This is a genomic window from Pseudomonas sp. P4_C3, assembly GCF_056402075.1.
This window is the reverse complement of record NZ_JBFUIC010000071.1, coordinates 1-22,937: the sequence shown is the minus strand read 5'-3', so window position 1 is coordinate 22,937 and position 22,937 is coordinate 1. Positions and strand designations below refer to the sequence as shown.

The 22,937-nt window shown below is 60.9% G+C and carries 21 protein-coding genes and 1 pseudogene; 5 read left to right on the top strand and 17 right to left on the bottom strand.

Features of this window, described 5'->3' with window-relative positions:
* Positions 1-17: 17 nt before the first annotated feature.
* Positions 18-2,240, bottom strand: a complete 2,223-nt coding sequence (ppk1, locus tag AC1DVH_RS14195; RefSeq protein ID WP_477754330.1) for a polyphosphate kinase 1 — start codon at positions 2,238-2,240, stop codon at positions 18-20.
* 18 nt (positions 2,241-2,258) lie between these two features.
* A complete protein-coding gene (hemB, locus tag AC1DVH_RS14190; protein WP_477754329.1) occupies positions 2,259-3,272 on the bottom strand; it encodes a porphobilinogen synthase in 1,014 nt (337 codons plus the stop codon).
* 205 nt (positions 3,273-3,477) lie between these two features.
* Between hemB and AC1DVH_RS14185 the strand changes: the two genes are divergently transcribed.
* Positions 3,478-4,110, top strand: coding sequence for a DedA family protein (locus AC1DVH_RS14185; protein WP_477754328.1), 633 nt, complete (start codon positions 3,478-3,480; stop codon positions 4,108-4,110).
* Here the strand turns inward: AC1DVH_RS14185 and AC1DVH_RS14180 are convergent.
* Positions 4,091-5,326: a sterol desaturase family protein gene (locus tag AC1DVH_RS14180; protein ID WP_477754327.1), complete on the bottom strand. Its 1,236-nt coding sequence runs from the start codon at positions 5,324-5,326 to the stop codon at positions 4,091-4,093. The two genes, AC1DVH_RS14185 and AC1DVH_RS14180, sit on opposite strands and share 20 nt — an antisense overlap.
* Positions 5,327-5,441: 115 nt before the next feature.
* Here AC1DVH_RS14180 and elbB point away from each other — a divergent pair, with 115 nt between their 5' ends.
* Positions 5,442-6,110, top strand: coding sequence for an isoprenoid biosynthesis glyoxalase ElbB (elbB, locus tag AC1DVH_RS14175; RefSeq protein WP_108217183.1), 669 nt, complete (start codon positions 5,442-5,444; stop codon positions 6,108-6,110).
* Between the two features lie 119 nt (positions 6,111-6,229).
* On the opposite strand, the gene AC1DVH_RS14170 is transcribed toward elbB, so the two are convergent.
* The 5 genes from AC1DVH_RS14170 to AC1DVH_RS14150 all read right to left on the bottom strand — a co-directional run bounded on the left by AC1DVH_RS14170 (position 6,230) and on the right by AC1DVH_RS14150 (position 12,039).
* Positions 6,230-6,685: a YaiI/YqxD family protein gene (locus AC1DVH_RS14170; protein ID WP_477754331.1), complete on the bottom strand. Its 456-nt coding sequence runs from the start codon at positions 6,683-6,685 to the stop codon at positions 6,230-6,232.
* A gap of 46 nt (positions 6,686-6,731) precedes the next feature.
* Positions 6,732-8,630 (bottom strand): FTR1 family protein, encoded by a 1,899-nt coding sequence (locus tag AC1DVH_RS14165; RefSeq protein WP_477754326.1) that lies wholly within the window; start codon positions 8,628-8,630, stop codon positions 6,732-6,734.
* A gap of 162 nt (positions 8,631-8,792) precedes the next feature.
* Positions 8,793-9,425, bottom strand: coding sequence for a homoserine/homoserine lactone efflux protein (gene rhtB / locus AC1DVH_RS14160; RefSeq protein ID WP_477754325.1), 633 nt, complete (start codon positions 9,423-9,425; stop codon positions 8,793-8,795).
* Between the two features lie 122 nt (positions 9,426-9,547).
* Positions 9,548-10,129 carry a mechanosensitive ion channel domain-containing protein gene (locus AC1DVH_RS14155; protein ID WP_477754324.1) on the bottom strand — a complete coding sequence of 194 codons (582 nt, stop codon included), beginning with the start codon at positions 10,127-10,129 and terminating at the stop codon, positions 9,548-9,550.
* Positions 10,129-12,039 carry an ATP-binding cassette domain-containing protein gene (locus tag AC1DVH_RS14150; RefSeq protein WP_477754323.1) on the bottom strand — a complete coding sequence of 637 codons (1,911 nt, stop codon included), beginning with the start codon at positions 12,037-12,039 and terminating at the stop codon, positions 10,129-10,131. The genes AC1DVH_RS14155 and AC1DVH_RS14150 overlap by 1 nt, the downstream gene beginning before the upstream one ends.
* A 50-nt stretch (positions 12,040-12,089) precedes the next feature.
* Between AC1DVH_RS14150 and AC1DVH_RS14145 the strand changes: the two genes are divergently transcribed.
* Positions 12,090-12,554 (top strand): TIGR02444 family protein, encoded by a 465-nt coding sequence (locus AC1DVH_RS14145; RefSeq protein WP_477754322.1) that lies wholly within the window; start codon positions 12,090-12,092, stop codon positions 12,552-12,554.
* On the opposite strand, the gene AC1DVH_RS14140 is transcribed toward AC1DVH_RS14145, so the two are convergent.
* Positions 12,551-13,645 (bottom strand): AlgP family protein, encoded by a 1,095-nt coding sequence (locus AC1DVH_RS14140; RefSeq protein ID WP_477754321.1) that lies wholly within the window; start codon positions 13,643-13,645, stop codon positions 12,551-12,553. The two genes, AC1DVH_RS14145 and AC1DVH_RS14140, sit on opposite strands and share 4 nt — an antisense overlap.
* Before the next feature lie 192 nt (positions 13,646-13,837).
* Between AC1DVH_RS14140 and AC1DVH_RS14135 the strand changes: the two genes are divergently transcribed.
* On the top strand, positions 13,838-14,503 hold the full coding sequence (locus AC1DVH_RS14135) for an FKBP-type peptidyl-prolyl cis-trans isomerase (RefSeq protein WP_477754320.1): 666 nt from the start codon (positions 13,838-13,840) through the stop codon (positions 14,501-14,503).
* Between the two features lie 60 nt (positions 14,504-14,563).
* Here AC1DVH_RS14135 and rsd read toward each other — a convergent pair whose 3' ends face one another.
* The 8 genes and pseudogenes from rsd to AC1DVH_RS14095 all read right to left on the bottom strand — a co-directional run.
* Entirely contained in the window at positions 14,564-15,022 is a 459-nt protein-coding gene (gene rsd / locus AC1DVH_RS14130) for a sigma D regulator (RefSeq protein ID WP_477754319.1), read from the bottom strand.
* Between the two features lie 178 nt (positions 15,023-15,200).
* Positions 15,201-15,752, bottom strand: coding sequence for a disulfide bond formation protein B (locus AC1DVH_RS14125; RefSeq protein ID WP_477754318.1), 552 nt, complete (start codon positions 15,750-15,752; stop codon positions 15,201-15,203).
* 263 nt (positions 15,753-16,015) lie between these two features.
* Positions 16,016-17,254 carry a heme biosynthesis HemY N-terminal domain-containing protein gene (locus tag AC1DVH_RS14120; RefSeq protein ID WP_477754317.1) on the bottom strand — a complete coding sequence of 413 codons (1,239 nt, stop codon included), beginning with the start codon at positions 17,252-17,254 and terminating at the stop codon, positions 16,016-16,018.
* Complete coding sequence (locus tag AC1DVH_RS14115) at positions 17,251-18,414, bottom strand: uroporphyrinogen-III C-methyltransferase (protein ID WP_477754316.1); 1,164 nt, start codon at positions 18,412-18,414, stop codon at positions 17,251-17,253. The genes AC1DVH_RS14120 and AC1DVH_RS14115 overlap by 4 nt, the downstream gene beginning before the upstream one ends.
* A gap of 16 nt (positions 18,415-18,430) precedes the next feature.
* The gene (locus tag AC1DVH_RS14110) at positions 18,431-19,198 is read right to left on the bottom strand and encodes a uroporphyrinogen-III synthase (RefSeq protein ID WP_477754315.1); all 768 of its coding nucleotides are present in this window, start codon (positions 19,196-19,198) and stop codon (positions 18,431-18,433) included.
* Positions 19,195-20,136, bottom strand: a complete 942-nt coding sequence (gene hemC / locus AC1DVH_RS14105; protein ID WP_477754314.1) for a hydroxymethylbilane synthase — start codon at positions 20,134-20,136, stop codon at positions 19,195-19,197. Before hemC ends, AC1DVH_RS14110 begins: the two co-directional genes overlap by 4 nt.
* Before the next feature lie 138 nt (positions 20,137-20,274).
* On the bottom strand, positions 20,275-21,021 hold the full coding sequence (locus tag AC1DVH_RS14100; protein ID WP_223456459.1) for a LytR/AlgR family response regulator transcription factor: 747 nt from the start codon (positions 21,019-21,021) through the stop codon (positions 20,275-20,277).
* Positions 21,018-21,140 (bottom strand): annotated as a pseudogene (locus tag AC1DVH_RS14095) (sensor histidine kinase); the annotation flags it as partial. The pseudogene AC1DVH_RS14095 and the gene AC1DVH_RS14100, both read right to left, overlap by 4 nt.
* Positions 21,141-21,481: 341 nt before the next feature.
* Here AC1DVH_RS14095 and argH point away from each other — a divergent pair.
* The gene (gene argH, locus AC1DVH_RS14090; protein ID WP_477754313.1) at positions 21,482-22,876 is read left to right on the top strand and encodes an argininosuccinate lyase; all 1,395 of its coding nucleotides are present in this window, start codon (positions 21,482-21,484) and stop codon (positions 22,874-22,876) included.
* The last annotated feature ends 61 nt before the right edge of the window (positions 22,877-22,937 follow it).

Below are 22,937 nucleotides of genomic sequence, written 5' to 3'. Positions count from 1 at the left end.
TTTTTAGGGTCGCTGCGTTAACGAACAGCCAGTATCGGACTGCCCAAACGCTCCAGTAACGTAGCCTGGGCGCTGCGCGGATTCTGGTTGCCGGTTGGTGTGTTACGGATGTAACGACCGTCCGACTGCAGGCTCCAGCTGTGGGTGTTATCGGTCAGATACAACTCCAGTTCTTTCTTGACCCGCATGATCAGCTTCTTGCCTTCCACCGGGAAGCAAGTCTCGACGCGCTTGTCGAGGTTGCGTTCCATCCAGTCGGCACTGGACAGGTACATCTGCTCGTCGCCACCGTTGAGGAAGTAGAAGACCCGGGTGTGTTCCAGGAAGCGGCCAATGATCGAACGCACGTGGATGTTGTGGGAGACCCCGGCGATGCCCGGCCGCAGGCAGCACATGCCACGCACCACCAGATCGATGCGCACGCCTGACTGACTGGCCTTGTACAGCGCGCGGATGATCTTCGGATCGGTCAGCGAGTTGAACTTGGCGATGATGTGCGCCGGTTTGCCGTCGAGGGCGAACTGGGTTTCGCGGGCAATCATGTCGAGCATGCCCTTTTTCAGGGTAAACGGCGCGTGCAGCAATTTCTTCATGCGCAGCGTCTTGCCCATGCCGATCAACTGACTGAACAGTTTGCCGACGTCTTCGCACAAGGCATCGTCGGAGGTCAGCAGGCTGTAGTCGGTGTACAGGCGGGCGTTGCCGGCGTGGTAGTTACCCGTGCCGAGGTGCGCGTAACGCACGATTTCACCCGCCTCGCGACGCAGGATCAGCATCATCTTGGCGTGTGTCTTGAAGCCGACCACGCCATAGATCACCACCGCACCGGCCGCTTGCAGACGGCTGGCCAGTTGCAGGTTGGATTCTTCGTCGAACCGCGCACGCAACTCGATCACCGCGGTGACTTCCTTACCGTTACGCGCCGCATCCACCAGCGCATCGACGATTTCCGAGTTGGCGCCAGAACGGTACAGCGTCTGGCGCACCGCCAGCACGTGCGGATCCTTGGCGGCCTGGCGCAGTAGGTCGACCACCGGGGTGAACGACTCGAACGGGTGCAGCAGCAAGATGTCCTGCTTGCTGATCACGCTGAAAATGTTCTCGCTGTTCTGCAGCAGTTTCGGGATCTGCGGGGTGAACGGCAGATATTGCAACTCGCGCTGGCTGTCCAGACCAGTGATGCTGAACAGCCGCGTCAGGTTCACCGGACCGTTGACCTGATACAACTCGCTCTCGCCCAGGTTGAACTGCTTGAGCAGGTAGTCGGACAGGTGTTTCGGGCAGGTATCAGCCACTTCCAGACGTACCGCATCGCCATAACGACGGGAGAACAGCTCGCCGCGCAAGGCACGGGCCAGGTCTTCTACATCTTCGGAATCCAGCGCCAGGTCGGCGTTCCGGGTCAGGCGGAACTGGTAGCAGCCCTTGACCTTCATCCCCTGGAACAGGTCATCGGCATGGGCGTGGATCATCGACGACAGGAACACGTAGTTGTCGCCTGCGCCGCCGACTTCTTCCGGCACCTTGATGATGCGCGGCAGCAGGCGTGGCGCCGGGATGATCGCCAGACCGGAATCGCGACCGAAGGCGTCGATACCTTCGAGTTCGACGATGAAGTTCAGGCTCTTGTTCACCAGCAATGGGAACGGGTGCGTCGGGTCGAGGCCGATCGGGGTGATGATCGGGGCGATCTCGTCGCGGAAATAGCGGCGGACCCAGGTTTTGAGCTTGGTCGTCCAATTGCGGCGACGGATGAAGCGGACCTGATGTTTTTCCAGCTCCGGCAACAGAATGTCATTGAGGATTGCGTACTGACGATCGACGTGACCGTGAACCAGCTCACTGATGCGAGCCAGGGCCTGGTGCGGTTGCAGACCATCGGCACCGGCCTGTTCACGGGCGAAAGTGATCTGCTTCTTCAGGCCGGCGACACGAATTTCGAAGAACTCGTCCAGGTTGCTGGAGAAGATCAGCAGAAACTTCAGCCGCTCCAGCAACGGGTAGGACTCGTCCAGCGCCTGCTCCAGCACGCGGATATTGAACTGCAGTTGCGAGAGCTCGCGGTGGATGTACAGGCTGCTGTCATCCAGACCGGGGATGGCCACCGCTGGCACTGGCGCAGCGGTCTCGACGACCGCCGCGGGCGGAGCCGGCTCCAGCTCCGGCGGGGTCTCGTCGACTTGCTCCACCACAGGTTGAGCGTCTTTTACGGCAACTTCAGTGAGCACTTCGGTATTCATCGAATGTTCCTGGGAGGGCTATTTTTGCTCTCGTAACAATTGAGCAGCACGAACGGCAAAGTACGTCAGGATGCCATCTGCCCCTGCACGTTTGAAAGCGGTCAGGGACTCGAGGATAACCCCTTCGCTCAACCAGCCATTCTGGATCGCCGCCATGTGCATGGCGTATTCGCCGCTGACTTGATAAACAAACGTCGGCACTTTGAATTCTTCTTTTACCCGGCACAGGATGTCCAGGTACGGCATGCCTGGCTTGACCATGACCATGTCTGCACCTTCTGACAAGTCCGCCGCCACTTCGTGCAGGGCTTCGTTGCTGTTGGCCGGGTCCATCTGATAGGAGGCCTTGTTGGCCTTGCCCAGGTTCAGCGCCGAACCGACCGCATCGCGGAACGGGCCGTAATAGGCGCTGGCATACTTGGCCGAGTAGGCCATGATCCGCACGTTGACGTGACCGGCCACCTCGAGGGCTTCGCGGATCGCCTGGATGCGGCCGTCCATCATGTCCGATGGCGCCACGACCTGGGCGCCGGCTTCGGCGAGGGACAGGGCTTGCCTGACCAGTGCGTCGACGGTGATGTCGTTCTGCACGTAGCCTACTTCATCAAGAATGCCGTCCTGGCCGTGGGTGGTGAACGGGTCCAGGGCGACGTCGGTGATCACGCCCAGCTCAGGGAATTGCGCACGCAGCGCACGGGTCGCGCGTTGGGCGATGCCTTCCGGGTTCCACGCTTCGGCGGCGTCCAGCGACTTGAGCTCCGAGGGTGTTACCGGGAACAGCGCCAGCGCCGGAATCCCCAGCTCGACCCACTTGGCCGCCTCTTCCAGCAACAGGTCAATGGTCAGGCGTTCGACACCCGGCATCGAGGCCACCGCTTCGCGACGGTTTTCACCGTCCAGCACGAATACCGGCAGGATCAGGTCATCGACGGTCAGGACATTTTCACGGACCAGACGACGCGAGAAGTCATCACGACGGTTGCGGCGCAGGCGGGTTGCGGGGAACAAACGGTTGGCGGGGGCAAAGCTCACGGCAGACTCCTGAGCCCGCAGACGTGCGAGCGTGACAGTTATAAGCGGCCATTATGACGAACGTATTACAGTTATGTGCACGCTGCGACAGGTAGCCGCATTCCATTGTCCTTGTAGGAAATGTTCACGTCGAGACACATTTGGACACTTTCCTGAATGTGTCCGAAGGGTTAGGCTGCGCGTTCATTTCGCCAGCACCCAGACAATGCTCCAACAATTCCTGCATGACTTCGGCTACTTTGCCCTCTTTCTAGGCACGTTCTTCGAAGGCGAAACCATTCTGGTACTCGCGGGCTTCCTCGCGTTCCGTGGATACATGGACATCAACCTGGTGGTGGTCGTGGCCTTCTTCGGCAGCTATGCCGGCGACCAACTGTGGTACTTCCTGGGACGCAAGCACGGTCGCAAGCTGCTGGCGCGCAAACCGCGCTGGCAAATGATGGGCGACCGGGCGCTGGAACAYATTCGCAAGCATCCGGACATCTGGGTGCTGAGCTTCCGCTTCGTCTACGGTTTGCGCACGGTCATGCCGGTGGCCATCGGGCTGTCGGGCTATCCGCCGGGCCGTTACCTGCTGCTCAACGGGATTGGCGCGGCGATCTGGGCCGCCGCATTGGCGGCGGCCGCGTACCATTTCGGCGCCGTGCTCGAAGGCATGCTCGGCAGTGTGAAGAAGTACGAACTCTGGGTGCTCGGCGCCCTGCTGGTCCTGGGATTCGTGCTATGGCTGCGCCGGCGCTTCAAGAATGCCCGCCTGGCCAGGCAGGTCTACGCCGACGAGCAAGCCATGAAGGTCGAACGAACCAAAATCGAGGGTCCTACGACGCCAACCGAGTAATGCGATTTCTGCAACAGTAGAGACCGATTCCGCTCAACAGGCTGTAACTGAGCAGGCCGACCCAGCCCACCGCACTGGCCGGCCACAACCCCACCATCGGGGCCAGCCATACCAATGGCAGATTCGACGCCAGCCGCACCCACTCCAGCTTCAACGCCCACGGGCGATTCTCCAGGGCCACGCCCAGCACAAACAGACCGAACGCCACCGCCCCCCAACCCAACATAAGGGCGGCGACTGGCAGTTTCGGTTCAAGATTCATCAAGTAGCTGCCCAGCGCGATGTAGACGCAGAACTGCAGCAGGATATAAAGCTGCTGACGCCCGTCCAGCGGCACCTCGAATTTGCGGAACAAGGACAGGTCCGGCTTGTTCATCGGGTATTTGGCCGCCACGTCCGCCGGGCGCCAACCGGTGCGCATGAACCAGATCCGCAGCTTGTCCCAGGTGCTCTCGGCACGCCGCGCATCTGCCCACAACTGCGCGTAGAACTGCACGTTTGCCCACACAGGATTCCAGCTCGCCAGCGGCGTGGTCACACCGAAGATCACCGGCTCGTTGTCGTCTTCTTCCTGGAACGAGCCGAACAGACGGTCCCAAATAATGAACACGCCGCCGTAGTTGCGATCCATGTAGAGAGCGTTCTGTGCATGGTGAGCCCGATGATTGGACGGCGTGACAAAGAACCATTCGAACCAGCCAAGCTTGGGAATGTGCCGGGTGTGCACCCAGAACTGGTAGAGCAGGTTGAGCGCCGCGACGCTGACGAACATCAGCAGCGGCACGCCGAACACGGCCATCGGCAGATAGAAGATCCAGCTCAGCAGGAATCCGGTACTGGTCTGGCGCAACGCCGTGGACAGGTTGTAGTCCTCACTCTGGTGATGCACCGAATGGGCGGCCCAGAGGATGTTGCGCTCGTGGCCCATGCGGTGCAGCCAGTAGTAGCAGAAGTCATAGAAGACAAAGGCGAACACCCAGACCCACACACTGTCGACCGACAGTTCGAACAGCGCCAGGTACTTGAGGGCGAACGCGTAGGTCACCAGCCCCACGCCTTTGGTCAGCAGCCCCGTGGTGGTCGACAGCACGCCGGTGCTGATGCTGTTGATCGCGTCCGCCACCCGATAATTACTGACCCCGCGCCAACGGTCGGCCAGCAGTTCGACGGCGATCAGCACAAAGAAAAACGGCACCGCATACAGAATGAAGTCCATGACGCGCCCTGACCGGAATCTTGAGGACAGATGCTATGTGTAGTCGTGAATTAACCCTATGGCAACGAGTGACAAATTAGTGGACATTTAACGCCATGAATCTGGAGAAAAGCCCATGAGCAAAAAAGTTGCAGTGATCCTTTCCGGTTGTGGCGTGTACGACGGCGCCGAGCTCCACGAGAGCGTCATCACCCTGCTGCGTCTGGACCAGCGCGGTGCCCAGGTGCAGTGTTTCGCACCGAACATCGCGCAGTTGCATGTGATCAATCACCTGACCGGCGAAGAAATGCCTGAATCGCGCAACGTGCTGGTGGAGTCGGCACGGATAGCCCGGGGCAACATCAAGGATATCCGTGACGCGAACGTCGATGAGTTCGATGCGCTGATCGTGCCCGGCGGCTTCGGCTCGGCCAAGAACCTGTCCAACTTCGCCATCGAAGGCGCTGGCTGCACCGTTCAACCGGATGTCCTGGCATTGACCGAAGCCTTTGCCGAGGCCGGCAAGCCGGTGGGGTTGATGTGTATCTCCCCTGCCCTGGCGGCAAAGATCTACGGCCCCGGCGTCACCTGCACCATTGGCAATGACACCGACACCGCTGCCGCGATGAACAAGATGGGTGCCACCCATGCCGATTGCGCGGTCAGTGACATCGTCGAGGACAAGGCGCGCAAACTGGTGAGCACTCCGGCTTACATGCTGGCGCAGAGCATCAGCGAAGCCGCATCGGGGATCAACAAACTGGTGGACCGGGTACTGGAACTGACCCACGAAGACGACGCCTGACCCCCTTCAAAACTGTGGGAGCGAGCTTGCTCGCGATGGGGCCAGCACATTCAACATCAATGTTGTCTGTAAGTCCGCTATCGCGAGCAAGCTCGCTCCCACAGGGTTCACTGACAGGCTCAGGTTTTGCGGGTGAGCCGAGTCAAAATCCGGTCCAGCGCATTAGCAAACGCCTGCTTCTCACGGTCGCCGAACGGCGCTGGCCCCCCACCCATTTGCCCCTGTTCGCGCAAATCGGTGAACAGGTTGCGCACCGCCAACCGCTCCCCCATGTTCTGCGCATCAAACTCCTTGCCCCGTGGATCGAGCGCAGCCACGCCCTTCTTCACCAAACGGTCGGCCAATGGCACGTCGCTGCAGATCACCAGCTCACCGGGCACCGCGTGTTCCACCAGATAATCGTCCGCTGCATCCGGGCCGCTCGGCACCACGATCAGCTTGACCAGCGCCAGACCCGGCTTGATTTGCGGCTGCCCGGCCACCAGCACCACTTCGAACTGGCGCTTGAGGGCGAACTTCACCACCAGATCCTTGGCTGCCCGTGGGCAGGCGTCGGCATCGATCCACACACGCATCATGTTTTCCTCTATTGCCCGCGAATATGAGCGCAGCGAATGCCCTTTAAGAAACCTGCACCCGCTGCTTCTCAACCACCCGGCTACGGCCATACAACACGATGATTGCTGCAATCGCCACAGCCTGTGCACTCAGCGAATACGCATCGGCATGGATCCCCAACCATTCAAAGTCAAAGAACGGCACCGGTCGAGTGCCGAAGATCCCGGCTTCTTGCAGCGCTTTCACGCCATGCCCGGCAAACACCACCGACAAGGCGCACAAAAGACCGGCGTTGATGCTGAAGAACAGCGCCAGCGGCAGCTTCGCCGAACCGCGCAAAATCACCCAGGCCAGGACGACCAGCAGCACCAGCGCCGTAGCCCCACCGGCCAGCACCGCGTTATGCCCCGCCGGACCTGCCTGCAACCACAGGGTTTCGTAGAACAGAATCACTTCGAACAGTTCGCGATACACCGAGAAAAACGCCAGGGTCGCAAAGCCGAAACGCCCACCGCCACCCACAAGGCTGGTCTTGATGTAATCCTGCCAGGCCGCCGCGTGACGACGGTCATGCATCCACACGCCCAGCCACAACACCATGACACTGGCAAACAACGCCGTCGCACCTTCCAGCAATTCGCGCTGCGAACCGCTGACGTCGATCACATAGGCTGCCAGCGCCCAGGTACCCAGTCCCGCCAAAAACGCCAACCCCCAACCGGCGTTGACGCTGCGTACCGCCGCCTGTTGACCCGTGTTGCGCAGGAAAGCCAGGATCGCCGCCAGCACCAGAATCGCTTCCAGACCTTCGCGCAGCAGAATCAGCAGGCCGGAAATGTAACTCAGCGACCAGCTCAAACCGTCGTTGCCCAGCAGGCCGGCCGATGCCTTCAACTTGGCCTTGGCCACGTCCAGGCGCTGCTCGACCTCGCTCACCGGCAGACCGTCCTGCAACGACTGACGGTAGGCCATCAGGGATTTTTCAGTGTCTTTACGCACGTTGGCGTCAATGTTATCCAGCGAGCTCTCAACCAGCTCGAAGCCTTCCAGATACGCCGCTACGGATAAGTCATAAGCCTGATCATGCTCACCGGTACGATACGCCGCGATGCTCTTGTCCAGAGTGGCTGCGGTGTAGTCGAGCAGTTGCGCCGGGCCACGCTTGACCTGCGGCGGTTGCGCCCGCTGGGCACGGAAGGTTGCGGTGGCTTGCGGGCCTTCGGCGGTCTGTACTTCCGCCGGGGTCTGACGAGCCAGGTCGGCGATGTTGTAGGTCTTTTCAGCCTTGGCCGTCGCCGGGTCAACACTGAAGCTGGCGATATAGGTGGCAAGGTCCCAACGCTGACGATCATCCAGTTGATCGGCAAAGGCCGGCATGTCAGTCCCCTCGACGCCCAGACCCAAGGTGCTGTAGATCGCGTAGAGGCTCTGTCGATCCAGCCGCTTGGTATCGCGCAGGTTGGACGGCGGTGGCTTCATCCCGACGCCCGCCGGGCCGTCGCCGGCCCCTGTATCGCCATGGCAGACCGAGCAATGCTGAGCGTACAACGGCGCGCCACGCGCCGGGTCCGGCGTAATGACCGGGGCCTGGCTGACTTCATAGGCCACAGCCAGCTTTGCACCGAGTTGCCGGGCCTGGCGAGTGACATCAGCACCGTCCTGACGGGCGCCGATGGAATTTCCCAGCGCGGTCAGGCTTTGCTCCAGCGCGGCTTTTTCCGGTTTGGCCGGCATGGCCGCAATCAGACTTCCCAGCGTCTTGACCGACTCTTGTTGCGCGCGAAATCCGGCCTGGTCCGTGATGCTGCCCGCCTGCACCGTGTCCGGGTAATCCGCGCCGATGTAATCGAGCAAGTGCAGCGCCTGCGGCGCACCTTCGGCGGGGGCGGCCAGCAGTTGAACGCTGCACGCCGCGAACAGCGGCAGCAACAGCCAGGCCAGCAAACGGGAGGGGGCAATCATGAATGAATCTCAATTTGAAAAACGAAGTTACATATTGTTAACGCCCAACGGGTTTCGCTCAAGCATTGTCGGGACTTCCGGTGAAATCACGGGCTCTCCAAGGTATTGATACACCAATGAAAAAGGCGACCTCATGGGTCGCCTTCCTGGATTTCTGCGGGTTTAGACCGCAGCTTTGCGCAGCGTCGCCATGAATGCTGCCGCACCGATGAACAGTCCGGCAAAGGTCCGATTCATGCGTTTTTGCTGTTTCGGTGTGCGCAGCAGACGCAACACCCTGGACGCCAGACCGGTGTAGCCGGCCATGACGATCAAGTCGACGCAGATCATGGTCACGCCGATCACCAGATACTGAATCAGCAGTGGAGCATGGGGATCGATGAACTGCGGCAACACCGCCAGCATGAACACCAGCGCCTTGGGGTTACTGATGTTCACCAGGAAACCACGGAACACCAGGGCCATCGGCTTGCCGATCTGACGCACCGCCGCGTCATCGCTCATATCGCTTGGCAGCGCACGCCATTGCTTGATCGCGAGGTAGACCAGGTACGCCACGCCGAACCATTTGATCGCATAGAAGGCTGTGGCCGACGCCGTCAGAATCGCGCCCACACCGGCGCCGACGATGGCGATCTGCACTGCAAGGCCCAATTGCAGACCCAGGGCGTTCCAGTAGCCGCGCCAGAATCCGTATTGCAGACCGCTGGACATCGACGCAATGGCGCCGGCACCGGGGGACAGGCTGATCACCCAGCAGGCGGCAAAAAACGCCAGCCATGTTTCAAGCTCCATTGCACACCTCGACTCAGACTCGTGACAGACGTCTAAACTAATGCGGCTTTGATTGGATGACTACCGATTTTTTGTAGGACATGGCGACTGCTAACAGCCAAAAGCAAAGATCTTGAGCTGGCTTACTTCTCAAACCCGCTTGAAGGGAAACCATCCGTCCCCCGCCAGCGCCGCACCGAACGCTGGAAGAACAAACTGTTGGGCACCTGCACCATGGCGCTGCCAGTGCCGAGTTCTTCGGCCTCGATCAGCGTGGTGTACAGCAGGTTGATCGCCACCACCCGGCCTTTGACGCCAGGCTTGTCGGTGGTGTCCACCAACTCGACCACATCACCGAGGCGGAACGGACCGACGGTAAAGATCAGAATCGCGCAGAGCAGATTGGAGAGCACGCTCCACATGGCGAAAAACGCCACCGCCGCGACCGCGACAAAACCGGATAGCGCGGTCCAGAGCACCGTGGCCGAAACCCCGAGGCGCCCCAGCACGAAAATCAACGCACTGCCCATGATCAGCCAGCGCAGGCCCCCGCGCAGCGGCATCAGCAACTGCGGCGGAAACGGGTAGCGCTCACCGAGACGAGTCAGGCATTTGGCAACAAAGCGCTGGGTGATGTAACCGGCGAGCAGGATCAGCAGGATTTGCACGCCGAGCCAGATCGGCTCGACCCACACCGCCGGCAGCGGCAGCTTGAAGGCGTCCATCAGGACAGTGCCTCCAGCTCCGCCTGCATGCCTTCCAGCAATTCCAGGGCTTCCATCCACGCTTCCTCCAGCTCCGCCTCACGCACCTTCAGCTTGGCCTGTTCGGCTAGCAGATCACGCAATTCGTTCTTACGTGCCGGTTCGTAGATGTCACTGTCGCCGAGACTGGCATCGATTTTCGCCAGCTTTTCGTGGACCTTGCCCAGCTCGGCTTCGAGCTTGTCAGCCTCGCGCTTGTGCGGTGCCAGTTGCTGACGCAACGCAGCAGCGGCCTGACGCTGGGCTTTCTTGTCGGTCTTGTCCGGGTTGACCGGCGTGTTGCTGACCGGGGCGTTGCGCTGGCGATACTCCACCAGCCAGCGGGTGTAGTCCTCCAGATCGCCGTCGAACTCTTCGACTTTGCCGTCCGCCACCAGATAGAAATTGTCGGTGGTGCTTTTGAGCAAGTGACGATCGTGAGAGACCACCAGTACCGCACCACTGAATTCCTGCAGGGCCATGGTCAACGCCAGGCGCATTTCCAGGTCCAGGTGGTTGGTCGGTTCGTCGAGCAGCAACAGGTTCGGTCGGTCCCAGGCAATCAAGGCCAACGCCAGGCGCGCTTTCTCGCCACCGGAGAAATTCAGTACCGGTTCGTCGATTCGCGCGCCACGGAAGTCGAAACCGCCGAGGAAGTCGCGCAGGGTCTGTTCGCGCTCGGTCGGCGCCAGGCGCTGCAAGTGCAGCAAAGGGCTGGCCTTGGAATCCAGAGAATCGAGTTGATGCTGGGCGAAGTAACCGACCACGGTGTTCTCGCCACGGGTCAAGCGACCGGCCAATGGCGAGAGCTCACCGGCAAGGTTCTTGATCAGGGTCGATTTACCGGCACCGTTCGGGCCGAGCAGACCGATTCGCGCACCCGGGGTCAGTTGCAGCTTGACCTTCTCCAGCACGGCTTTGTCGCCGTAACCCAGGCGGGCATCGGACAGGTCGATCAGCGGGCTGGAAATCTTCTGCGATTCACGGAAGACAAAGTCGAACGGCGAATCGACGTGGGCAGCGGTCAGCTCTTCCATCCGCTCCAGTGCCTTGATCCGGCTCTGGGCCTGACGCGCCTTGGTGGCCTGGGCCTTGAAGCGGGCGATGTAGCTTTCCATGTGCGCACGTTGCACCTGCTGCTTCTCGTAGGCCTGCTGTTGCTGGGCCAGGCGTTCGGCACGGGCACGCTCGAAGGCACTGTAGCCACCGCGGTACAGGGTGATTTTGCGCTGATCGACGTGGGCCACGTGATCGACCACGGCATCGAGGAAGTCGCGGTCGTGGGAAATCAGCATCAAGGTGCCGGGATAGCTCTTGAGCCATTCTTCGAGCCAGATGATGGCGTCGAGGTCCAGGTGGTTGGTCGGTTCGTCGAGCAGCAGCAGGTCCGATGGGCACATCAAGGCCTGTGCCAGGTTCAGACGCATCCGCCAGCCACCGGAGAAATCCCCGACCTGACGATCCATCTGCTCATTGGTGAACCCGAGACCGGCCAGCAACTTGCGCGCCCGGGCGTCGGCGGTGTAACCGTCAGCGCTGTCGAGTTCGGAGTGCAGGCGGGCCTGTGCGGCACCGTCATGGGCCGCTTCGGCTGCCGCCAGGTCGCGTTGCACCTGGCGCAGGCGCAGGTCGCCATCGAGCACGTAGTCGACCGCCAGGCGTTCGAGGGTGTCGACCTCCTGGCGCATGTGGGCGATACGCCAGTCGGCCGGCAGGAAGCAATCACCCGAGTCCGGGTGCAGCTCGCCCCTAAGCAAGGCGAACAGGCTCGATTTGCCGGCGCCGTTGGCACCGATGAGGCCGGCTTTGTGGCCGGCGTGCAGGGTCAGCTCGGCGTCTTCTAGCAGACGTTGCGGGCCACGCTGTAAAGTCAGGTTCTGAAGTCGAATCATAATGGCGGCGGAGTCTACCAGCTTCGCTCGCAACTGGCGCGAGTAGCACTATGTCCTCTGACCTGTGGAGTTTTTCCCTTAGTACTTATGCCCAGCCCGGCGTTGAACCCGCATGCCTGCAATTGCAGTCGGCGGGCATCAATGTGTGCTTGCTACTCTGCGGACTGTGGCTGGGAGAACGTGGCGTCGCCTTTAACGAACACCGATTGCAGCAACTGCGTAGCGTGGCCGAGCCGTGGGACGCAGACGTGGTGCGACCGCTGCGAGCCTTGCGGGTGAATTGGAAAGTCGTTGCCGCCGACGATGGCGAACTGAATGCTTTGCGCGAGCAAGTGAAGGCACTCGAACTGGAAGCCGAGCGACATCTGTTGGTACGACTGGAACGATCGGCGTTGAGTTGGCCGCAAGGTGAGGCGACCGATCTATCGGCCTGGCTCAATGGTGTGGCGGCAGGCGCCGCCCACCTGGACCGCGACGCGCTGCATCAGCTGCGCGTCGCGGTAACCGGCACTTAGGAAGCGCTGGTTGGGGTGGTTGCTGCGATCGATGCGGCGGCCGGCGTTGGCGCTGGCGTGGCTGTCGAGGTGGCTGCTGCTAAAGCAGACGTTGCTGCCGGAGCCGGGTTGGCTGGCTTGGCAACTGGCGCGGCGGCCGGCTTGGCGGCAACAGGTTTTTTCACTGCTGGTTTTGCAGCTGGCTTCGCCGCCGCTGGCTTGGCAGCGGGTTTGGCGGTGGCCGGTTTGGCAGCAGCGGCAGGTTTAGCCGCAGCAGGTTTGGCGGCCGGTTTAGCGGCCGACTTGGCCGCTGCTTTTACAGCGGGTTTGGCCGCAGTTTTCGCAGCAGGTTTTACAGCGGGTTTGGCCGCGACAGATTTGGCGGCCGGCTTCGCAGCAGGCTTCGCTGCTGCGGTTCTGGCTGCGGGTTTTGCTGCGGGTTTAGCGGCCGTTTTTGCAGCTGGTTTTGCAGCCGCGGTTTTCGCCACGGCGGGTTTGACGGCAGCAGTTCTTGCAGCACTAGATTTGGCTGCGGCAGGCTTGGCTGGCGTCGTTTTAACAGCCGGTTTCGCAGCGCTGGCAGCGACTGCTTTTCTCGCTGCTGGTTTGGCTGCGGCTTTCACCGGTGCTTTGGCGGCCGGCTTGGCCGGTGCTTTTGCAGCAACCGGTTTGGCAGCGGCTTTCTTCGCAGGTGCCGCAGCAGGTTTGGCTGCACGCAGGGACAACGCCTTGCCGACAGCCTCTTGTACACGACCGACGCCCTGGGCCAGTTTCAGGCTTTCCTGGGCATCGCGCTTGAGTTGCAGAATGTAGCCGCGGGTTTCCGATTGACGATCCTTGAGGGCATCGAGCAGCTCTTCAAGGTCGGCCACTGCGTCCTTGGCCTTGGCTTGTGCCTTGGCTTTTCCGGCCGCCGCAGCGTCCTGCAATTTGGTGCGGGACTTGTGCAGTTTCTCTTGCGCTTTTCCGCGCTGCTTTTCCAGTTTGGCGAGCAGTTTTTCAGCATCAGCCAAGGCTTCGGAACAAGCGGTTTCCAGGTGCTCGAGCAGGCTGCCCGAGAGTTGTTGGAGCAGGTGCAATGGAGTGTTTACTGGCTTCTTGGTGGCCGACATGGTTTACCTCCTGGCTGAAGTGAGTGCGGCTCATACTAGACCTCTGCTGCAACCGCCGCTAGGGCATGTTGACACTATCGAAAGCCCCGCGTTGCAAAGGATCGAAAAACTTCTGTCGCGACGCAAAAGCAGTTCACCGTTGCGCGCATTCTCACTGGCATAATCGCCCGCAATTCAGATCGGAGAGTGCCCATGTCGCGCTACCTTTTTTTATCGCTGTGCGTGTTTTTTTCGGTGGCCCAAGCCGCCGCGACAACACAGGAAAATGAAGCCCGCGATCTCGCTTACAGCCTGGGTGCGAGCCTTGGCGAACGCTTGCGCCAGGAGGCTCCCGACCTGCAACTCCAGGCGCTGGTCGAAGGATTGCAGCAGGCCTATCAGGGCAAACCGCTGGCGCTGAAGGACGAGCAGATCCGGCAGATATTGACCGAACATGAAGCCCGGATCGCCATGCAGTCAGCCGAGCCGCAAAGCGAAATGGCGCTGGAAAAGGAACAGCGTTTTCTCGCCACAGAAAAGACCAAGCCCGGCGTGCGCGAACTGGCTGATGGCGTGTTGCTGAAGGAGTTGACGCCAGGCACTGGTGCCAAGGCCGGACCGAACGGCAAAGTGCAGGTGCTGTACATCGGTCGCTTGCCCGATGGCACGGTGTTCGATCAGAACAGCCAGCCACAATGGTTCAGTCTCGACAGCGTGATCGCCGGATGGCGCAGTGCATTGCAAAACATGCCGGTCGGGGCGAAATGGCGACTGGTGATTCCGTCGGCCCAAGCCTATGGCGCCGACGGTGCCGGCGACGTGATCGCACCGTTCACTCCATTGGTGTTCGAAGTCGAATTGCGCGGTGCAACCAGCTGACAGCGGAAATGAAAAACGGCGTGCCTTGGCACGCCGTTTCGGGGTCTTGCAGGAAGTGCTTCAGGCCTGAACCGAATCGGCTTCCTTGTGGGCTGTGTGCAGCACTTCGATCAGGCAGTCTTCCAGTTCGAAGCGTTCGTGCAACAGGCTACCCAGTTCCTTGAACTTCTCGGCAACGCATTTGCCTTCGTCGCAAAGGTCATTGAACGCAAGCAGCTTTTCAGTGATGACATCGATGCGCGGGTAGATGGTCTCGGCGAGCTCCAGCCCACGCTTGTCGTTGAAGGCCTTGGCCTCCCCCGTCAGCTGTTCGTAGATCTCGAAATGCCCGGCCGATACATAATCGACCAACACGCCGCAGAACTCCTGCAATGGCTTGCGATTCGTGGACAGTGCCTCTGGATCGGCACCGAGCTTGTCGTATGCATCGATCAGCTCTTCGCGCTCCTGCAACCAGCGATCGATCAGCAGGTGCACTCCACCCCAGCGTTCCTGAGCATTCTGACAACTTTCGAGCATGGTGATCTCTCTTCCCTTGTGGGTCAGCTGCTCAATGCCCGTCGCCCTCTTGTTACGTCGGGGGCGATTTCAGGCAGAGCGTCATCGAGCAACATAATTCCAATGACACGTGCGGGCCAGATTATGCCCGCACGACACTGGCTTCAAGGTACGCAGGCGATAAAGTTCATACAAGTGTTTAATCGCCCGCAAAGGCCCGGTGCGACGACTCGCCGCTGAGTGGTCGCTGATAGCTGGTCCAGACCAGTCGCAACGACTGGTAAACGGCCAGAATCATCATCGCGACGAAGAACAGCAGGCTCCACTCGGTGAGACTCAGATCGAACAGCGTCCAGGAAATTTCCACACAATCGGCAGCGCCCTTGAACATTTGTTGTACGACGGATAGCCACGGAGAACTGGCCAACAGGTCCGCCAGATGGGTCGAGCACGCCGCTGCCTGTTCCATCGGAAGGCTTTGCAGCAGGACCTGTCGCCACGCCGTGACAGTGCCCGCGAGGCTGCAACAAAGACTGAGCAGCCAATACAGAACGTTTCCGATGCGACCGGGGCCATGGACCGAAGCCAACAGGCAGACACCGGCAAAGAGCGCCATGCAAAACCGTTGCAACAGACACAATCCACAAGGCCGCAGGCCGACTGCATATTCCAGGTAGTAGGAAACGCCTATCGCCAGAGCGCCCGCAATGAAAGCCATGAAAAACAAGGAGCGTGAGCAGGCCAAAGACATGGCTTTTCCGTAAAAGTAGTGACAGACCATTACGGTAGAGGAAAGCACGACGGCCTTACAAGGCAAGTGCCCACAGAGACTTCAGCACAGGCGTAGGGAAATCCCGACGCAGGCGAGAGGATAAAATGTAGTCCTCTGTAGGACTTTGTCTGCGACGAGATGCGGCAACTGAATTTCAACTATTCATCGCACTGCGGCGAGGGCGATCACTCCTTCGCCGCAGGTCATCGCTCAGACGCCGAAACCTGGCGCCAGCGAACGGGTCAAGCGCGGACTGGCACTGGCAGAGGGGCCGCGAGCAAGCGTTCATCCAATAACCCCAGGCCTTCCTGAAACAGTTGGTTGCTGCGCTCGGTATCGCCCATTTGCGCCAGCAAGCGTGCCAGTTCCGCACAGGCTTCCGGATTGCGTTGTACACGCAGGCTGCTTTCCAGATAGTCCCGGGCCTTGCCCCACAAACTGTTTTGCAGACATAGACGACCCAGTGTCAGTAGCAGGCCCGGATCGGCCGGATGGTCCTTGAGCCAGCCTTCGGCGGCCTGCAACTGGCGGGCCGGATCATTGCCGCGAACCAGTCCGTAGAGTCGTGCCAGATGACTGTCGTAACTGCGTTTGAGAGCAGTACGCAGCACTTCTTCGGCCTCGACCTGAGCCCCCAATTGACGCAGTTGTTCGGCATACGCGAGCACCAGTTGCGGCTCCTGACGCTGTGCCGAGGTCAGTTGTTGCCAGGCACGTTCAAGCGATTGCTGCCCCTCCGTTCCGTTTTCTTCCCGTTGCGCTGCCAGAGACAGGTTCGCCCCCCAGGCCCGACGCTCCAGCTCGGCGAGCTCGGCCGCCGGCAGGATTTTGTCTTTGCGCAGCTCCGGCAGCAGGCGAATCACTGCCGACCAGTCACCACGCTGCTCAAGCAAGCGCTGCAACTGCCGCAGGGTCTGTGCGTTATGAGGATGGCGTTCACGCATGGCTTGCAGGGTGGCGAGGGCACCTTCGGTATCACCGCGATCGGTCTGCAACTGAGCGTGGCTCAAGGCGATAGCCAACTCGGCCTGAGGCTGACGCTCCAGGGCGCGCTCCAGCAAGTTGTCGCTTTCTTCGTAATGGCCTTGTTCGTTCGCGGCACGGGCCGCACCGAGGTAGTAAAGCAGCGGCTGGCGCTCGGCTTCGGCGGCCCGATGCAAGTGACGTTGCGCACTGGCCCAGCGACCCTCGGCCAGGTCCAGTTGACCGTGCTCGATCGCCACCTGCACCCGACGACTGCGGTTACGCCGAGACCACGGGTTGACCACGCCACTGGATGTCATCACCAGTTCGACCAGCGATTTGACGCCCCAGATCACCAGCCAGAGCACAGCCACCAGCGCCAAAGTAGCCCACAGGCTCGACTCGTAGCGGAAGGTCTTGTAGGCAATCAGCACGTAACCGGAGTGTTCGGCAATCGCCAGCCCCAGCGCAGCGGCAGCGGCGATCACGAGGAACACGATCACATAGAGGCGTTTCATGGCGTGGCCTCCGGCGCGGTGTTCGCGGCAGGCCTGGCCAGTGGCTTGACCGAATCTTCGGCATTGAGGTTGCGCCGCTCCAGATACCCCTGCACCGCGCTCAGGGTGCCGGTCATGTCCGGAGTGACTACGGTGACAGGTTGCTTGCTCAACTCGGCCACCTGCTCAAGCATTACTTTGCTTTGTGCGTTGTCCGGGTTGAAGTTGCCCTTGAGGATGTCCCGCGCTTCGTCCAGCACCTGGGAGTAAACCGCCGCCTGGCCATTGAGTGCGGCCCACTGCGCTTGCTCCAGCGCCAGGCTCAGGGCCAGGCGTACCTGACTCAGGCTCTGGCCGGCCAGCAATGGGCGAACGTTTTTGTCGGCACTGAAATCGATACGGATGTAGCGGGAAATCTGATCCCACCATTGCGCCCAGCGGCTGGCACCGTCGCCATCGGCGGTCAGACCCAGCAACGAATCGCCACGGTCCTTGTACTCCGGCGCCAGCTCGGTGAGGCTGGCCACTTGATCGCGCAGCGCGCCCAGACGCAGAAACAGCCCGGTGCGATCCGGTTGTTCGGTACTGCGCAAGGCAATCAGGGTCTTGGCCACCTGCTCGCGAGCGGCAAAAGAGCCTGGGTCGTTCTGCTCGCGCAGTATCTCATCGGCACCCTGGACCAGTGCCTGGGCGCTGCTGATGTCCTGCAAGGCCGACAGTCGCAGGCTGGCCAGACGCAGCAGGTGCTCGGCCTCGGCCAGACGCCAGTCCTTGCGACTGGCGCCGAGTACGGTTTCCAGCCGTTGGTTCAGCCGCTGCTGATCACCTTGCAGCTGAATCACCAGACGGCTACGTGCTTCCAGTTCATCGGCGGGAGGTAATTGCGCCAGGCGTGCGCTCAGGCGCTCCTCATTGAGCTTGAGGTTTTGCGCCTGGTCATTCAGCACCTGCATCTGGCTCAGTTGCTGCTGATTATTGGCTTGCAGGTGACGCACCTGCCAGACACCCCAACCGCCCACCGCGACACCGGCCGCTCCCAACAGCAGCGCAATGATTGCCAGACCATTGCCTCGACGCTGCTCGGCAGCAGGTGGCGGCGGCGGCATTTCATCAACAGGTGCATCAACAGGTGCATCGATCACCCGTCGCGAGTCATCTTTAGGCAAGGCTGTTTCGCTCACGTATCCATCCTTTGCATTAGAAAACGGGTACGGGATGCTCCCGTAACGCCGTCAGCAAGGCCGCGGCACTCGCACCGCGACAATCCACAACTGTTTTGGCCCCGGCGGCACGCGCCAGCTCGGCAACCCTGGGGCTTGGTACAAACAACGGCAACTGCGCCAACTGCGGCCAGGCGTCGCCGGCCAATTGATGCAGGTGCTCAAAACCTTGTCCACTGCTGACCACCAGCCCGTTCAGGCGTTCCGCCTGGATCCGTTCCGGCAGCGCTGTCGGCGGGTAAATCGGCAATGCCCGGCGGTACAGTTCCAGATACTCGACACTAGCACCAAGCTCACGCAAACGCTCCGCCAGCAACTCGCGCCCGCCCTCCCCGCGCAGGATCAACACTCGCGCATCGGGTTGTGCGATAGCCTCGCGCAGTCGGGAAAGTTCGAGCAAGGCTTCACTGTCATCGCCCTCTGCCGGGAAGCTCACGTCCAATCCGTGATCCTCGAGGATCTGCGCAGTCGCCGCGCCGACGCTGAACCACTTCACACCGGGCGGTGTTGGCCAATACCGCTCGAGCAGTTCGACGCCGATCCGGGCGGCCGGCTTGCTGACCACAATGACCGCGCAGAACTGATCCAGCGCCAGAATCACCTGGCGCATTGTGTCAGTGGCCGCAATGGGCATGATGTCCAAAAGCGGCAGACTGTTACTGAATATCCCCTGCTCGGCCAAAAGACTGCTCAGCGCCGCCGACTCATCGGCGGGACGCGTCAGCAGCAAGCGCCAGCCGATCACTCGTGACCAGCCTCGCCATAGACCGCTTTGAGTATGGCGTCGGCACCCTGGCTGAGAAGGTCTTCGGCCACTCGCACTCCCAGCGCTTCGGCATCGCCGCGAGGAGCGCGGGCCTCTGCGCTGAGCAGCAGACCACCCTTTGGATCGCCCACCAGCCCGCGCAACCACACCTGCTCACCTTCCAGCACGGCGTAGCAGGCAATCGGCACCTGGCAGCCACCATTGAGGTGCTTGTTGAGAGAGCGTTCGGCGGTCACGCGGGTGGCGGTGTCCTGGTGATGCAGGGGCGCCAGCAGAGCGTGGATTTCACGGTCGGCGCTGCGGCATTCGATACCCACCGCGCCCTGGCCACCGGCTGGAAGGCTGTCGTCGACGCTGATGGCCGAGGTAATGCGATCTTCAAATCCCAGGCGTATCAGGCCGGCAGCGGCGAGGATGATGGCGTCGTATTCGCCGGCATCGAGCTTGGCCAGGCGAGTGTTGACGTTGCCGCGCAGGAAGCGGATTTCCAGGTCCGGGCGACGGGTCAGCAATTGAGCCTGGCGGCGCAGGCTGGAGGTGCCGACGATGCTGCCATGGGGCAACTCATCGAGACTGGTGTAGGTGTTGGAAACGAAGGCGTCGCGCGGGTCTTCCCTTTCGCAAATGCAGAACAGGCCAAGGCCTTCGGGGAAGTCCATCGGCACGTCCTTCATGGAGTGCACGGCGATGTCTGCTTCATTGTCCAGTAGAGCGGTTTCGAGTTCCTTGACGAACAGGCCCTTGCCGCCGATTTTCGACAGCGGTGAGTCAAGCAGCTTGTCACCACGACTGACCATGGGGACGAGTGTCACCAGCAGGCCCGGATGAGCCGCTTCAAGACGGGCTTTGACGAATTCGGCCTGCCACAGGGCGAGAGCGCTTTTGCGGGTGGCGATGCGGATCTGGCGAGAGGACATGGATCAATCCGTACTGAATAGATACGGCGGATAATAACAGCTCAGCCAAATCCACTTTGACTTGTATCAGATACTACTCGGCCTCCCTGGCCCCGGATGTCCGGCAATCGGGTGTGAAATTCGCCTGCGAACAGCTGTTTAAAGCTGTTGCATCATCTTGCGCACGCCAGCCACATGACGCCGGCTGACGATCAGCGCATCACCATTGAGGCCTTTGAGGAACAGCTGAAAATGCCCCAGGGGTGTGCGTTGCAGTCGCTCGATACGCTCGCGGGCGACCAGCGCATTGCGATGGATACGCACGAAACGGTCACCGAATTCGTCTTCGAGGGCCTTGAGCGGCTCATCGAGTAGCACTTCGCCGCCTTCGTGGCGCAAGGTCACGTATTTGTGGTCGGCAATGAAATACACCACCTGATCCAGCGGAATCAGCTCGATCCCTTTACGGGTTCGGGCGCTGATATGGCTGCGCGGTCCGTTGCCGCTTTCGGCAGCAGGGCGGGTCAGGGCGGCGAGCTGGGCACGATTGGGGCGCTCGGCTCTCTTTAATGCGTCATGTAATTGTTCAGTTCTCACAGGTTTCACCAGATAGCCTACGGCGCTGGCCTGTAAGGCTTCCACGGCAAATTCATCGGGCCCGGCGCAGAACACCACGGCGGGAGGGGTTTCGCGTTCGCACAACCGCGCAGCCACTTGCAGGCCATCCAGGCCGGGCATGCGGATATCAAGCAGCACGATATCCGGTTTGTGGCTGTCGATCAGTGCCAACGCCTCTTCGCCATTCGTGGCACTAGGCTCCAGGACACTGTATCCCTCGAGTTCGCCAACCATTCGGCTCAGGCGCTCGCGGGCCAAGGGTTCGTCATCAACGATCAGGACATTCATATTGCGCTGGATTCCTGCGTGAGTCTCGCACAAGGATAGCGTAGACAGGTGAAGTGACGTCCGTCACCGCGATCCACGCTAAGACTAGCGCGAGCGTCAAAAAGTGCCGCTGGTCCGGCGGCTAAATTTTCATCTGCCGGGCGATTGGCGGCCCAGGCCCGCATTGGCGACACGTCGCCACAGGGTTTGCTGTTACGCAATCTGAACACTCCCCTCTTTTTATAATCAGCGGCTGCAACGAAAAGTGCGCTGATCCTACTGTCCAACTGTAGACGGTTGCCGGGACGATACAGCTCAATTGGAAAATATCGTTCCGCAAAAATGCGCGGGGCTTACCCAAGCCTGGACTCGTCCCCCCAAAAAAACCTGTCGACCAGTGTCAGCGACAGGATTGGCAACCCTGTTATTATCCGCGTCAGCGTTCCACGCCTTCCTACTTCAAGCCGATACGAGCGAATTCATGAGCACTGACAAGACCAATCAGTCCTGGGGCGGCCGCTTCAGTGAACCCGTCGACGCCTTCGTCGCCCGCTTCACCGCCTCCGTCACCTTCGACCAGCGCCTGTATCGCCACGACATCATGGGCTCGATTGCCCACGCCACCATGCTGGCCAAGGTCGGCGTGCTGACCGATGCCGAGCGCGACAGCATCATCGATGGCCTGAAGACCATCCAGGGTGAAATCGAGGCCGGCCAGTTCGACTGGCGCATCGACCTCGAAGACGTCCACATGAACATCGAGGCGCGGCTGACCGACCGCATCGGCGTGACCGGTAAAAAACTGCACACCGGCCGCAGCCGTAACGATCAGGTCGCTACCGACATCCGCCTGTGGCTGCGTGACGAAATCGACCTGATCCTGGCCGAAATCACCCGCCTGCAAAATGGCCTGCTGGAGCAAGCCGAGCGCGAAGCCGCCAGCATCATGCCGGGGTTCACCCACCTGCAGACTGCACAGCCGGTGACGTTCGGGCACCACATGCTGGCCTGGTTCGAAATGCTCAGCCGCGACTACGAGCGCCTGGTCGACTGCCGCAAGCGCACCAACCGCATGCCGCTGGGCAGCGCCGCGCTGGCCGGCACTACCTATCCGATCGATCGTGAATACACCGCTCAACTGCTGGGTTTCGACGCGGTAGGCGGCAATTCGCTGGATAACGTCTCCGATCGCGATTTCGCCATCGAATTCTGCTCGGCCGCCAGCATCGCGATGATGCACCTGTCGCGCTTCTCCGAAGAGTTGGTGCTGTGGACCAGTGCGCAGTTCCAGTTCATCGATCTGCCGGACCGTTTCTGCACCGGCAGCTCGATCATGCCGCAAAAGAAAAACCCGGACGTACCGGAGCTCGTGCGTGGCAAGACCGGTCGCGTATTCGGCGCGCTGATGGGCCTGTTGACCCTGATGAAAGGCCAGCCTCTGGCCTACAACAAGGACAACCAGGAAGACAAGGAACCGCTGTTCGACGCCGCCGATACCCTGCGCGACTCGCTGCGGGCCTTTGCCGACATGGTTCCGGCGATCAAGCCCAAGCACGCGATGATGCGCGAAGCGGCCCTGCGCGGGTTCTCCACCGCCACCGACCTGGCCGACTACCTGGTGCGTCGCGGCCTGCCATTCCGTGATTGCCACGAAATCGTCGGTCATGCCGTGAAGTACGGCGTGGACAGCGGCAAGGACCTGGCGGAAATGAGCCTGGAAGAGCTGCGCAAGTTCAGCGACCAGATCGATCAGGACGTGTTCGCCGTGCTGACCCTCGAAGGCTCGGTCAATGCCCGTAACCACATCGGCGGCACCGCGCCGGCACAGGTGAAGGCTGCTGTAGTGCGCGGCCAGGCACTTCTGGCCAGTCGCTAAATCGTCAAATGCATCGTCGGATCGCCGCCCGGAGCCGGCTCGCTCCCACACTGGATAGTGT

Excerpts from the sequence above, each read along its gene's own strand:
- ppk1 (WP_477754330.1), bottom strand. The coding sequence starts at position 2,240 with ATGAATACCGAAGTGCTCACTGAAGTTGCCGTAAAAGACGCTCAACCT.
- AC1DVH_RS14180 (WP_477754327.1), bottom strand. The coding sequence starts at position 5,326 with ATGGACTTCATTCTGTATGCGGTGCCGTTTTTCTTTGTGCTGATCGCC.
- elbB (WP_108217183.1), top strand. The coding sequence starts at position 5,442 with ATGAGCAAAAAAGTTGCAGTGATCCTTTCCGGTTGTGGCGTGTACGAC.
- AC1DVH_RS14170 (WP_477754331.1), bottom strand. The coding sequence starts at position 6,685 with ATGCGTGTGTGGATCGATGCCGACGCCTGCCCACGGGCAGCCAAGGAT.
- AC1DVH_RS14165 (WP_477754326.1), bottom strand. The coding sequence starts at position 8,630 with ATGATTGCCCCCTCCCGTTTGCTGGCCTGGCTGTTGCTGCCGCTGTTC.
- rhtB (WP_477754325.1), bottom strand. The coding sequence starts at position 9,425 with ATGGAGCTTGAAACATGGCTGGCGTTTTTTGCCGCCTGCTGGGTGATC.
- AC1DVH_RS14155 (WP_477754324.1), bottom strand. The coding sequence starts at position 10,129 with ATGGACGCCTTCAAGCTGCCGCTGCCGGCGGTGTGGGTCGAGCCGATC.
- AC1DVH_RS14150 (WP_477754323.1), bottom strand. The coding sequence starts at position 12,039 with ATGATTCGACTTCAGAACCTGACTTTACAGCGTGGCCCGCAACGTCTG.
- AC1DVH_RS14145 (WP_477754322.1), top strand. The coding sequence starts at position 12,090 with ATGTCCTCTGACCTGTGGAGTTTTTCCCTTAGTACTTATGCCCAGCCC.
- AC1DVH_RS14140 (WP_477754321.1), bottom strand. The coding sequence starts at position 13,645 with ATGTCGGCCACCAAGAAGCCAGTAAACACTCCATTGCACCTGCTCCAA.
- AC1DVH_RS14135 (WP_477754320.1), top strand. The coding sequence starts at position 13,838 with ATGTCGCGCTACCTTTTTTTATCGCTGTGCGTGTTTTTTTCGGTGGCC.
- rsd (WP_477754319.1), bottom strand. The coding sequence starts at position 15,022 with ATGCTCGAAAGTTGTCAGAATGCTCAGGAACGCTGGGGTGGAGTGCAC.
- AC1DVH_RS14125 (WP_477754318.1), bottom strand. The coding sequence starts at position 15,752 with ATGTCTTTGGCCTGCTCACGCTCCTTGTTTTTCATGGCTTTCATTGCG.
- AC1DVH_RS14120 (WP_477754317.1), bottom strand. The coding sequence starts at position 17,254 with ATGAAACGCCTCTATGTGATCGTGTTCCTCGTGATCGCCGCTGCCGCT.
- hemC (WP_477754314.1), bottom strand. The coding sequence starts at position 20,136 with ATGTCCTCTCGCCAGATCCGCATCGCCACCCGCAAAAGCGCTCTCGCC.
- AC1DVH_RS14100 (WP_223456459.1), bottom strand. The coding sequence starts at position 21,021 with ATGAATGTCCTGATCGTTGATGACGAACCCTTGGCCCGCGAGCGCCTG.
- argH (WP_477754313.1), top strand. The coding sequence starts at position 21,482 with ATGAGCACTGACAAGACCAATCAGTCCTGGGGCGGCCGCTTCAGTGAA.